The organism is Pseudomonas sp. BF-B-26, from assembly GCF_019956495.1.
Lineage (GTDB): Bacteria > Pseudomonadota > Gammaproteobacteria > Pseudomonadales > Pseudomonadaceae > Aquipseudomonas.
Map to the genome: position 1 here is coordinate 1 of NZ_JAHBDP010000013.1, position 12,128 is coordinate 12,128.

At 57.2% G+C, this 12,128-nt stretch carries 12 protein-coding genes; 11 read left to right on the top strand and 1 reads right to left on the bottom strand.

Features of this window, described 5'->3' with window-relative positions; genetic code table 11:
* Nucleotides 1-178: 178 nt before the first annotated feature.
* The 8 genes from pnuC to KGB03_RS01255 all read left to right on the top strand — a co-directional run bounded on the left by pnuC (nucleotide 179) and on the right by KGB03_RS01255 (nucleotide 6,967).
* The gene (pnuC, locus tag KGB03_RS01220) at nucleotides 179-742 is read left to right on the top strand and encodes a nicotinamide riboside transporter PnuC (RefSeq protein ID WP_223525973.1); all 564 of its coding nucleotides are present in this window, start codon (nucleotides 179-181) and stop codon (nucleotides 740-742) included.
* The gene (locus tag KGB03_RS01225; protein ID WP_218535376.1) at nucleotides 739-1,263 is read left to right on the top strand and encodes an AAA family ATPase; all 525 of its coding nucleotides are present in this window, start codon (nucleotides 739-741) and stop codon (nucleotides 1,261-1,263) included. The genes pnuC and KGB03_RS01225 overlap by 4 nt, the downstream gene beginning before the upstream one ends.
* Before the next feature lie 329 nt (nucleotides 1,264-1,592).
* On the top strand, nucleotides 1,593-2,030 hold the full coding sequence (locus KGB03_RS01230; protein ID WP_218535206.1) for a hypothetical protein: 438 nt from the start codon (nucleotides 1,593-1,595) through the stop codon (nucleotides 2,028-2,030).
* Between the two features lies 1 nt (nucleotide 2,031).
* Entirely contained in the window at nucleotides 2,032-2,604 is a 573-nt protein-coding gene (locus KGB03_RS01235) for an adhesin (RefSeq protein ID WP_111450039.1), read from the top strand.
* 51 nt (nucleotides 2,605-2,655) lie between these two features.
* Nucleotides 2,656-4,122: a heme utilization protein gene (locus KGB03_RS01240; RefSeq protein ID WP_218535209.1), complete on the top strand. Its 1,467-nt coding sequence runs from the start codon at nucleotides 2,656-2,658 to the stop codon at nucleotides 4,120-4,122.
* Between the two features lie 62 nt (nucleotides 4,123-4,184).
* Nucleotides 4,185-4,865 carry a C39 family peptidase gene (locus tag KGB03_RS01245; RefSeq protein WP_218535211.1) on the top strand — a complete coding sequence of 227 codons (681 nt, stop codon included), beginning with the start codon at nucleotides 4,185-4,187 and terminating at the stop codon, nucleotides 4,863-4,865.
* 34 nt (nucleotides 4,866-4,899) lie between these two features.
* Complete coding sequence (locus KGB03_RS01250) at nucleotides 4,900-5,640, top strand: hypothetical protein (RefSeq protein WP_218535213.1); 741 nt, start codon at nucleotides 4,900-4,902, stop codon at nucleotides 5,638-5,640.
* Between the two features lie 46 nt (nucleotides 5,641-5,686).
* Nucleotides 5,687-6,967 carry a hypothetical protein gene (locus tag KGB03_RS01255; protein ID WP_218535215.1) on the top strand — a complete coding sequence of 427 codons (1,281 nt, stop codon included), beginning with the start codon at nucleotides 5,687-5,689 and terminating at the stop codon, nucleotides 6,965-6,967.
* Nucleotides 6,968-7,023: 56 nt separating this feature from the next.
* Here KGB03_RS01255 and KGB03_RS01260 read toward each other — a convergent pair whose 3' ends face one another.
* On the bottom strand, nucleotides 7,024-8,349 hold the full coding sequence (locus tag KGB03_RS01260; protein WP_192408391.1) for a sigma-54 dependent transcriptional regulator: 1,326 nt from the start codon (nucleotides 8,347-8,349) through the stop codon (nucleotides 7,024-7,026).
* 341 nt (nucleotides 8,350-8,690) lie between these two features.
* Here KGB03_RS01260 and KGB03_RS01265 point away from each other — a divergent pair, with 341 nt between their 5' ends.
* The 3 genes from KGB03_RS01265 (at nucleotide 8,691) to nhaB (ending at nucleotide 12,070) form a co-directional block, all read left to right on the top strand.
* Nucleotides 8,691-8,960, top strand: coding sequence for a hypothetical protein (locus tag KGB03_RS01265; protein WP_008149930.1), 270 nt, complete (start codon nucleotides 8,691-8,693; stop codon nucleotides 8,958-8,960).
* A 239-nt stretch (nucleotides 8,961-9,199) separates the two neighbouring features.
* Nucleotides 9,200-10,489, top strand: coding sequence for a hypothetical protein (locus KGB03_RS01270; RefSeq protein ID WP_223525975.1), 1,290 nt, complete (start codon nucleotides 9,200-9,202; stop codon nucleotides 10,487-10,489).
* Between the two features lie 78 nt (nucleotides 10,490-10,567).
* Nucleotides 10,568-12,070 carry a sodium/proton antiporter NhaB gene (gene nhaB / locus KGB03_RS01275; protein WP_192408389.1) on the top strand — a complete coding sequence of 501 codons (1,503 nt, stop codon included), beginning with the start codon at nucleotides 10,568-10,570 and terminating at the stop codon, nucleotides 12,068-12,070.
* Nucleotides 12,071-12,128 lie beyond the last annotated feature (58 nt).

Here is a 12,128-nt window from a genome sequence, read left to right on the forward strand (position 1 = left end):
TCGTAATCCATTGGACGCGGTGTGGCTGGAAAAACAGGGGCCGCTTCGCAGCCCAACGGGGATAAATCCCCTCGCCACGGGCTCGGCAGCTGCTACACAGTGTGTGTGTACGCCGGTTCTACTTGGCAGCGCCTGCCGTTACAATCCGCACCCTCTTCGACTTCCCCAAGGTACCTCCATGTCCGGGCTTGAACTGTTTGCCGCTGCCCTCGGTGTCATTGCCGTCTGGTTGACGGTCAAACAGAACCCCTGGTGCTGGCCGATCGGTCTGGTCATGGTGCTGCTTTATAGCTGGATCTTTTTTGAGGTGAAGCTCTACTCGGACATGCTCCTGCAGGTGATCTACGCCGCATTGCAGCTCTATGGCTGGTGGCAGTGGACGCATGCGGGTGACGCACACCATGGTCGGCAGGTCAGTCTGCTCGACGGTAAATCGGTTGCTATCGGTCTGGTCATTGGCGCGGCCGGCAGTCTGTTGCTGGGCGCTGCAATGGCGAACTGGACCGATGCCGCACAACCCTGGCTCGATGCGGCACTCACTGGCTTCAGCCTGGTGGCGCAGTTATGGATGGCGCAAAAACGCGTTCAATGCTGGCCGCTGTGGTTCACCCTGGATGTGATCTTCGTCGGGCTGTTTATCTACAAAGGTCTGTACCTGACCGCCGGGCTCTACGCGCTGTTCGCCCTGATTGCCGTGCAAGGCTGGCGAGAATGGCGGGCCGATCCGGCGTTGCGTACATGAAGGTGCTGGTGCTGGCAGGGCCGGAATCCAGCGGCAAAAGCTGGCTTTCGAGTGAGATTCACGCCAATTTTGGCGGCATATTGGTCGGTGAGTACGTTAGGCACTTCATCGAAAGCGAAGCCCGCGAAACCTGCTACGATGACATTGCATCAATAGCACATGGCCAGCTGCGATGGGAGGACGAGGCACGCGCCCGGCAGCCGCATTTGCTGATTCTCGACACTCACTTGCTGAGTAACATCCTCTGGAGCCAGACCTTGTTTGGCGCTTGTCCGACATGGATCGAGCAAGCATTGCTGGCACGGCACTACGACCTGCATTTGCTGCTGAGCCCTGAAACCGTGGCCTGGCATGACGACGGGCAACGTTGCCAACCGCAACTGGCAGAACGCCAGGTGTTTTTCCAGGCCAGCCGCCAATGGCTTGACCTGCACCACCGGCCTTGCCAGGTGCTGCAAGGTGATTGGCAACAACGCAAGGACGCGGCATTCGAGGCTGTGACGCACTTGCTCACGACCTGACAGCCCCCCGCGCCCTGCCGAAAATGTCCACTCCTGATACATCTACCCCTGCGCAAACCCGCGAGCTAAAGCGGCTCAAGCACTCCTGCAAGAAAATGTTAAGCCTCTGATACAACCTGCCTTCAGCGCCCTTAGCGAGCAATACCGCCACCATCGACGGCGTTTTTGCGTGGCCCTGTCTCAGTGGCGTTACACAATTTTTTGACTACCTCGACAATTAAATCCAACCACCTGTTTTCAAAAGAAAAACAAAAACCGGCACACCTTCTGCTCTCTTCCTCGCAACGCTGATAAGGGCCAGCGCTCCACTCACAGAAGGAATTGCCGCCGTGGGGAAACCTGATAACAACTTTTTTAGCCTCCTGCTGATCGGATGTGCACTGGGCTCGATTGTCTGCATGCCGGTACAGGCTGACAACGGCATCATTATTATCAAACGGGATGTTCAGCCGCGCATGGCAACGCGTGCGCCAGTGATGCCCGATCCTAGCCCCACGACCGCCAATGCCAACCCGTCCAAACAGATCATCAGTCAAACGAACGAGTTGAGCGACGGCGACTTTGCCGGTGTCTCCAGTGGTGCAGGCATCTCCCGCCTGATCACTCAAAACACCAACAACCTGGGCGGCAATATCAGCAACCAAAGCCAGCTTTCCAACCTCCCCGCCGGACGTTCGGGAAATGCTGGCGGCGGCATTGCCAACATGGTCAATTCAAGCGTCCAGCAAGGCCTGGGTGCTCTGAAAGTCATAACGGGAGACCGTTAAGATGAATCGTACGCTGCTGATTATCGCCATGTTTTGCAGTGCATCGACCTTCGCCCAATCCCCCGTCATCGATAACGCCAACATCGACGGTTCGGGCGCCCAGTACCAGGGCAACCTCGGGGTCAATCAGGCTGCCGGCGACCTGCAGCAGCAGGCGAACGCCCGGGCCATCGCCGTTGGCCATGGAGCCAGCGCGACCACACAGATTCGCCAACGGCTGCGTACGGTGGTCGACCCCAGGATCGATGCCCGGTCCAGCATCCAAGGCAATTCCTTCAGCCACGGTAACGGCGTACTGGGTGTCAACCAGAGCGCGGGCGCCAGCAACCAGCAAGCCAATGCCCTGCGGATAAGCATTGGCACACAGCCGCAAAGCATCGACGACAGCGTCCTCAGGCAACAGAACGTGACGCTGATCACCAACTCCGATCCAACTGACTCTGCACCAGGCTATCGCCAGGTCGCTACCAGCGATCAGGCCTTCACCGGTAGCCGTGGGGTGATCCAGTTGAATCAGAGCGCCGGGGTGGGAAACCGAACGGCCAACACCCTGAGCGTACGGGTCACGGACTGACCCAAACAGGTAGGTACAACACTTAACCTAAAATAAGTACGGAGAACCACCATGAAACCTTCGATGGCAATAAAACCTCTGGTTTTTGCAATCGCTGCGGTCTTGGCTGTTGCTGCACAAGCTGGACAGAACGATCGGCGTGGCCACCATGGTCATAACAACGATCACCACACTCCTCCTCCAACCTGGATCCATACCGACGCGACCGCCAATGCGAACGATAGGCAGTCCAACACCGGCAACCGCATCTACAACGAAGGGACTCAGAACTCAGCCGAGATGAGCAGCTCTGGCTCAGGCGCGAGCGGCAACGTGGGCGTCAACGTCGCAGCAGGCGCCGGCAACCAACAAGACAACGCGGCCGCCATCGCAAACGCTGGCTCCACCTCCAGCCTCGATAACAGCTTCGTGTTTGGCAATTCCGAAGCTACCGCTCGAGTCACGCAATACAGCAGCAACAACAAGGTCTGGAACTACGGCGTCACAAACTCTGCCGTGATGAGTGGATCGGGCGATGGCAGCAGCGGCAACATGGGGATCAACATTGCTGGCGGCGACCTCAACCAACAGAAAAACACCATGGCAATTGCCAACTCCAATGCTCCGTTGGGTAACGCATCAGCCACCGCCTCTGCCAATCAAGGCGGTCCTGGCCTGACAGTGGATAACAAAGCTGATCGGACCTACACCGTGGATACGCTAACGTTTACCAAAACGGCCAGCGGTAGTTTCTCTAAAGACAAGTCGTTCGAGGCCAGCGGCAGTGAAAGCGCTTCTTCGAGTTGGGCCGCGGCCGGTGCCAAGAGCGCTAATTCCAGCGGTTCCCTTAGCGTTGATATAAGCGGTTCGAAGAGCAGCAATGCGAGCGGTTCCAACAGCAGTACTGCGAGCGGTTCTAACAGCAGTTCTGCAAGCGGTTCCAACAGCAGCAGTGCAAGCGGTTCTTCGAGTTCATCGTTGAGCGCTTCCTTGAGCGCTTCCCTGGACGCTGCTGCCGCGGCTTCCAGTTCCGTTACCTTCAATAATGGCAATGGCGATCGTACCCGCAGCAGGAGTGCCGACGCATCGCTTACCGCATCGCTTGACGCATCGCTTGACGTATCGCGCGATTCCTCGTACGACAGATCTCGCGATTCTTCGTTCGACAGATCTCGCGACTCCTCGTACGACAGATCTCACGAATCCTCGTACGACAAATCGCGCGATTCCTCGTTCGCAAAATCGTTCGATAAGTCGTTCGAGAAATCGTCCGCCTCTTCGTTCGAAAAATCGGGCTCGAAATCGTCTGAATCCGAGTTCGCAAAAGCGGGAAGCTTCAGTGAGAGCAGTTCATTTGATCTGAGCAACACCTACTCCTATCAAGTGCTGACTCCAACTGGCTGGGCTAACCCTGTAACCAACACTGCAACCCTGAGCGGTTCGGTGAATGGTGGCAGCGGCAACCTGGGCGTCAACGTGGCTGCCGGTGTGGGTAACCAACAAAGCAACTCGTTGGCCATTTCCAACCAGTCGTTCTAATTGCTGTCTCTGGAGGCCCCCTTACGGGGGCCTTTTTCAACACCACCAGAAGGCATCCCACCATGCGCATTATCGCCTTGGCATTTTTGCTTTGCGTGGCCAGTGTGATCGAGGCTGCACAACTGCCGCTTGCCGTCCTGCCGGGCGGCGCCTTGGTATATAAGCCGATCCAGAGCATACGCGAGCGTAAATTTGCCGACCTGGTGCAACAGAAAACCGACTTCAGTTGCGGCGCAGCTGCGCTGGCGACGATATTGCGCCAAGCCTATTGGCTGGACGTGAACGAAGAACAAATCATCGAAGGCATGCTGGCACACTCCGATCAGGATCTTGTCCGCGTCCAGGGCTTTTCCATGCTCGACATGAAGCGCTACGTGGAAAGTCTCGGCATGCGCGCCCGTGGTTACCGGGTAGCGACGCAAACGTTGAGCGAGATCAGAATTCCGGTTGTGGTACTCATGGATATCCGTGGCTACAAACACTTTGTAGTCATGCAACGAGTTCATAACGGCTGGGTATATATCGGAGATCCGGTACTCGGTCATAAACGTTACAAAGTCGAAGACTTTGTAAAAGGCTGGAACGGCATCATCTTTGCCGTCATCGGCCAGGGCTACGACAAAGCCAACGCGTTGCTCGACCCGCCCCTGCCACTGACCGCCAAGAACCGCATCAACACCTTCAGCCCGGTGCAAGACGCAGAGTTGATGGATTTCGGATTCATCCAGAGTGACTTCTTCTAATAACAAGGGAGCACGACGCTCCGGGAGCATTCCAATGAAGACTCCAATCTGGCTGGCCGTGGTTTGCCTGGCCGCCAGCCTGCCGACCCAGGCACAGATGTTCAAACCCATTGAACTTAACGATCACGAACTGGCAACCCTGCGAGGCCGCTATGTCATGCCGGGACGGATCATCAGTTTCGGCATCGTCATGACCAGCACTTGGCAAAACGCCAACGGTGAAGTGATCGGGGCAACTTCCTCGATGCAAATTCAACAATCGACCATCCAGCCACAGTTCTATGTGTCGATCATCAATGAAAAAGGTAATGGCTCAGCAAGTTCGCAAGGCACCGGCACCGTCACTGGCGGCAGCGGCCTCAGCAGCACCGAAGGCGTCACTCAAGTCGTGCGTGCTGCCGGCGACCATAACACTGCCTACAACAACGTTGATATCAACGTTACACGGGCTGACCAGGCGCCAACAACGCAACAGCAGGGCCAGGCATTGACCGCAGGTTCGACGTTGGCCGACGCCAATGGCGCGGGCGCGCTGAGCATTACCTCGACCCGTAACGGTGTGCAACTCAACATCGTGGCCAACAACAATCAGGGCAGTACCGTACAACGTCTCGCCCAGGGTGGACTGATGCAAAACACAACTTTGCTCGGCGGTGGCAACCAGGTCCGCAACCTGACGTCCCTCAATGTCGTGCTGCGTGACAACGTGGCGACAGGCGGTTCGCTGAACGGCAATCTGGACCAGCTCAAAGGTCTTCGCACCCAAGGATTCTGATCTACGCTCAGTTTCACCAGATGAAGTCAGAAGGGACGGCTAACCCATGCACCGATCGTTGACGTTCAGAGCCATCGTTTGTTTGAGTAGCCTGGCCCCGGCGACACTGCTATACGCAGCACCGGACCCCCAGGTCGAGATACTAAAACAAGAACTCATGGAGTTGAAACAGCGTTACGAAGCACAACAGAACGCGCTGATGGTACTCGAGCAACGCGTTCGCCAAGTCGAAGAAACACCTGCGACACCGCCTCCCAAACGCCTGACCAAATCCCCCGCCGAAGCGCCCAAGGGTGGCCAGACTTTGGCCGCCGGTGCACCGGGAACCACAGGCAGTTCATACGGCCAATCGCTCAAGGATGATTCGGAGCCTGCACAAAGCGTTTCCAACCTGTATGACGAAGCCAGCGGCTTCTTCGGTGGCGGCAAGTTCAGCTTCGAAACCGGCGTGACCTACACGCACTACGATACCCGTGCGCTGACGCTCAATGGCTTTCTGGCACTGGACTCGATTTTTCTTGGCAACATCGATATCGACCGCATCAAGGCTGATAACTGGACCCTGGACCTGACCGCCCGCTACAACACAGGGCAACGCTGGCAGTTCGACATTAACGTTCCTGTGGTTTATCGCGAATCAACGTATTCCTCCGGTGGCGCCGGTGGCGCAGGACCGGTGACGTCGGACGCCACCGTTACCCGCGACCCGACCATCGGCGATGTGAACTTTGGTGTTGCTTACAAGTTTCTGGATGAGTCGGTCAACCTGCCCGATGCGGTCGTTACATTTCGCGTCAAGGCGCCTACCGGCAAGGATCCATACGGCATCAAGCTGGTCCAGGAATCGAACAACGATAACCTCTCGGTACCTGAGGACTTGCCGACCGGCAACGGTGTCTGGTCGATCACCCCGGGTATCTCGCTGGTCAAGACCTTCGACCCGGCCGTGCTGTTCGGCAGCCTGGCCTACACCTACAACCTTGAAGACTCTTTCAGCGACATCAGCCCTCAGGTCAACTCCAAGGTGCCCGGGGACGTGAAACTGGGCAATTCCTGGCAGGTTGGCGGCGGCATTGCATTCGCCTTGAACGAGAAGATGAGTATGTCGTTCTCGTTCACCGACCAGTTCGCCCGCAAGAGCAAAATCAAGCCGGACGGTGGCGATTGGCAGTCGATTACCAACAGCGATTACAACTCGGCCAACTTCAACATCGGCATGACCCTGGCAGCAACCAATAACCTGACGATCGTTCCCAACCTGGCCATCGGCCTGACTGACGACTCGCCAGACTTTTCCTTCAGCCTGAAATTCCCGTACTACTTCTAATCCGCCACCCACAAAAAACCCGCTTTTTCGGCGGGTTTTTTTGATCCTGCAATCGCTCAACGTATCTGATGCTTGTGCAACAAACGGTAGAAGGTAGGTCTGGATATCCCCAGCACCTTGGCGGCGATGCTCAAATTATCGCTGTGGCGGTTAAGTACATCGTACAAGGCCTGGCGCTCTGCCCGGTGCTTGTAGTCTTCCAGTGTGCCTATCGGCGCGGCAATGGCCTGCGGTCTGATCAGCCCCAGGTCTCGCGCTTCGATCTGCCGGCCTTCGGCCAGTACCAGCCCGCGACGTACCCGGTTGGCCAGCTCGCGCACATTGCCCGGCCAGTCATGCTTACCCATGGCAATCAAGGCGTCTTCACTGAAGCTGCGCGGACGTCGGCCGGTTTCATGGCTGTAGAAATGGGAAAAGTGGCTGGCCAGCATCGACAGATCACCATTGCGCTCACGCAGGGGCGCGGTCGCGACCTGCAACACGTTCAGGCGGTAATAAAGATCTTCACGAAAGCGTTTTTTCTCGATCGCGGCCTCAAGGTCGACATGGGTCGCTGCCAACACCCGCACATCCACGGGAATCGGCTGGCTGCCGCCCACCCGCTCGATGTGCTTTTCCTGGAGGAAACGCAACAGGTTGGCCTGCAGCTCCAGGGGCAGATCACCGATTTCGTCGAGAAACAGCGTGCCGCCGTTAGCCGCTTCGATCCGCCCGATCTTGCGTTGATGGGCGCCCGTAAAAGCACCCTTCTCGTGGCCAAACAGTTCGGACTGGATCAAGTGTTCGGGAATTGCGCCGCAATTGATCGCGACAAAGGGTTTGCTGTGACGTTGGGATTGTCGATGGAGCGTGCGGGCGACCAGTTCTTTACCGGTACCGCTTTCACCACGGATCAATACCGGAGACTCGGTGGGCGCCAGCTTGCTCAGCAACTTGCGCAGTTCGCGAATGGGTTTGCTGTCGCCAAGCAGCTCGTGTTCAGGCTGATCAATGTGAACCGTGCCCTGCCCACGCAGGCGGGCCATTCCGAACGCTCGGCCCAGCGTCACCTGAACCCGGGACACATCGAATGGCAAGGTATGGAAATCGAAGAACCATTCGCAGACAAAGTCCCCGACATTTTGCAATCGCAGGACTTCCTGGTTGAGTACGGCGATCCACTCGGTACCACTACGGCTGATCAGCTCTTTGACGGCTTCCGGGTGTTCGAGTTGAAAAGGCTGCAAACGCAACAGGCCAACATCGCAGGTTTTGTTGGCAACGTTTTCCAGGGTGCAGCTCTCAACGTCCCAACCCGCAGAGCGCAAACCCGGCAGCAGACGGTAACAGTCGTCGCAAGGGTCCACTACTAACAGACGTCGTAAGGCAGGCACTTCGATCATGACTGTTCCTTGGCGCCAAATTTATGAAATATTATTAAAAACAGTCGTTTGGCGGATCTGGATGTAACGTTAGCAATAATTTGACGCGGCCTTGTACCGTTTGACTATAGAACGGTTGCGTTATTAGTTATAAGAAGCGTTTAGTCAGTTACCTAATGAGTCCTTCCTTTCATTCAGCTTTCAAATCCTGTCCGAACCTTGAGCCAATGAAAGAAAGTTGATATTTCTTTTAATTGTATGTGACCCGCCCCCCGGTTGCGGGCATCAGTACAAGTAACCAGCCGATCGGTAAGCCCAACCGACGGCACATCACTTGATTGGGCATACAGAGAGAAAAACCCATGAACGCCCCGCTCCGCATCAACGAAGCTCTTTTGATTGCCGACCGCGCATTCCAACCGTTCCAATGCGTGGCCTGGGCCCCACAAGACGGCAATGGCGAACTCAGCCTGACCGTTATCGATCGCACCAACACCCGCAGCATCGGCCGCAAGCAGATCCCAAGCAGCGCCTATACCGATCCTGCGCAACTTGAATGCCTGCTTGAAGCGGCACGTGCGGAATTGAGCGAGGAGGGTTACAAACTCCAATCGTGGTCGATGCCACACTAAGCGTTTTGCGGGTTACCCAACGGTAACCCGCGCCCTCCCCCGATAATTATTCGAAACTGCACACGCCTAACTACTTGGCAGGCTTGTCAGTGGATCGAAAAGACACTGTTCTGGCACACAGCGACCCTCCGCCTGTTAGTTATGACAGTTGTGCATTCAGCCGTTCAGGGATTGAATGTTTCCTTATACAGTCGCCACCCAAACTCTCGGTTCAGGACGACTCGCAAGGAGCTGCGTGCATGTCAATCCAGACCGCGTTTGCAATACCGGCAACCCTGAGTGACGCCGGGAAACTCGATACAACCTTTGCCTCGTCCGGCAAAACCCAGGTGTATTTCGCTGGCAGCCTCTCAAGCATGGCCAACGGGGTCGCGATTGATTCACGTGGCAGGCTGTTAGTCGCGGCCAAGGTCGGAACGCCAGGCGGCAGTCGCTTCGGCCTGGCTCGCTTGCTCGAGGACGGCTCGGCGGATCTGGCGTTCGGCAATCAAGGTAGCGTCATCGGGCAATTTCAACACGGCTTCGAGGCCATGGCCGGCAAAGTCCACGTACTGCCCGATGGGCACATTCTGGTGGCCGGGCTGCACTACGAAAATGCTCACCGGACACTGCCCGCCCTCGCCCTGTTTGATCAGCATGGTCGGCCGGCTCAATGTTTTGGCGACAATGGCCGTTGCGTCGTGCGCCTGCCGGGCGATCTTTCCCAAGGCGTGCGTGACACCTGGCTCCCCCCCGGCATACCGGGCGCTGAAGCCTGTGATGTCTGCGTGCAGGAAGATGGTCGAATCCTGCTGCAGGCCAATCATCACTTCGAGCTGTCCGATCATGTCGGCATGCTGATACGGCTCAACACCGACGGCTCTTTGGACAACACCTTCAACGGTCGTGGCTTCGTGATTGTCAGGCACTTGTTGATGAACACCTGGCTCAGCAGCCTGATGGTGCAACGAGACGGCCGGATCCTGGTGGGCGGGTCGATCAACTTCCCTGAAGAAGGCCTGCTGGCCCGCTATCACATCGACGGCAGGCTCGACGATTGTTTCGCCGTGGACGGTTTCATGACCTTCAAGGCACGGGGGTATAGCGCTCAGGTCAGCCAGATCGTCCAACACGAAAATGGCGATGTGCAGTGTTTTGGCAGCAGCCGCGACCCGATGCATTGCCTGGCACTGAAAGTACACAGCAACGGCCGCCCGGACATTCATTGCAATGGAGGCCAGGCCCGATTGCTCGAAATCGGTCACAGTGGCTGCCAGTGGACCGACGCAAAAGTACTGCCGGACGGCAGCGTGGTCACAGTCGGAGCCACGATCGGCGGCGTCAAGGCGGATTTTATTCTGGCGCGGCATCTGCCCGACGGGCAACTTGATCGCAGCTTCGGCAATGGCATCGGCTGGGTTCGCACTCGCCTTGGCCGCAGCCTGGATACCGCGACTTCAGTGGCCATGCAGGCCGATGGAAACATCGTCGTCGGAGGTTATTCACTGGACGGCAACTATCGAGCGGTCGTCGCACGCTATCTCGGGTAGGCCCGCTCAGTTTTCCTACACTTGATCTTCCCTTCCGCTTACGGCAAGTTGCGCGCTTCTTAATACAAGGAGTAGCCGATGCCCGGTTCAATGGCTCAGGCGTTCGCGCACAATTTTCTCGGGCATTCACCCCGCTGGTACAAGGCAAGCATTGTCGGTTTCCTGATTCTCAACGCAGTGGCGCTGTGGACTGTAGGGCCGGTGGTGGCTGGCTGGCTGCTGGTGCTGGAGTTCATCTTCACCCTGGCCATGGCGCTCAAGTGTTATCCGTTGATGCCCGGTGGCCTGCTGCTAATCGAAGCACTGTTGTTGAAGATGACCACGCCCCAGGCACTCTACGACGAGCTGGTGCACAACTTCCCGGTGATCCTGCTGCTGATGTTCATGGTGGCCGGCATCTACTTCATGAAAGACCTGCTGCTGTTTCTGTTCTCACGGCTGCTGCTCGGGATTCGCTCCAAGGCGCTGCTGGCGTTGCTGTTCTGCTTCCTGTCGGCGTTTCTGTCGGCGTTTCTCGATGCCTTGACCGTGACCGCCGTGATCATCAGTGCAGCCGTCGGCTTTTACTCGGTGTATCACCGCGTCGCCTCCGGCAATGATCCGCGTCAAGACAGCGAGTTTGGCGACGACCAGCATCTGCCCACACTCCATCACGCCGACCTCGAACAATTCCGCGCCTTTCTGCGCAGTCTGCTGATGCACGGTGCCGTGGGTACCGCACTGGGCGGAGTTTGCACATTGGTCGGTGAGCCGCAAAACCTGCTGATCGGCCACGAGATGGGCTGGCACTTCTCTGAGTTCTTTCTGAAAGTCGCCCCGGTGTCATTGCCGGTCCTGGTGGCAGGCCTGGTGACCTGCGTCCTGCTGGAGAAACTTCGCTGGTTCGGTTACGGCACGCTGTTGCCGGACAACGTGCGTGCGGTTCTGGCCAATTACGCCGCCGAAGACAATGCCGAACGCACCTCGCGTCAACGTGCAGCGCTCATCGTGCAGGGTTTGGCAGCGCTGATTCTGATTGCGGGGTTGGCGTTCCATATTGCTGAGGTCGGCCTGATCGGCTTGATGGTGATCGTGCTGATCACCGCCTTCACTGGCATCACCGACGAACACCGTATCGGCAACGCGTTCAAGGACGCCATGCCATTCACAGCGCTGCTGGTGGTGTTTTTCGCAGTGGTGGCGGTGATTCACGATCAGCAACTGTTCACGCCACTGATTCAGTGGGTGCTGGCGCTGCCAGCGGATCAACAACCGGGCATGCTGTTTATTGCCAACGGCTTGTTGTCGGCCATCAGCGATAACGTGTTCGTCGCGACCATTTACATCACCGAAGTCAAACAGGCCTTCATCTCTGGCCACATGAGCCGTGAGCATTTCGAGACACTGGCGATTGCGATCAACACCGGCACCAACCTGCCGAGCGTGGCGACGCCCAATGGTCAGGCTGCGTTTCTGTTTCTGCTGACCTCGGCGATTGCACCGCTGATTCGCCTGTCGTACGGGCGGATGGTGTGGATGGCGTTGCCGTACACCGTGGTGATGGGTGTTCTTGGCTGGTATGCAGTGAGTTTCTGGCTGTAAACCTGGAACAAAATGTGGGAGCGGGCTTGCTCGCGAAGGCGGTCTGACATTCAACATC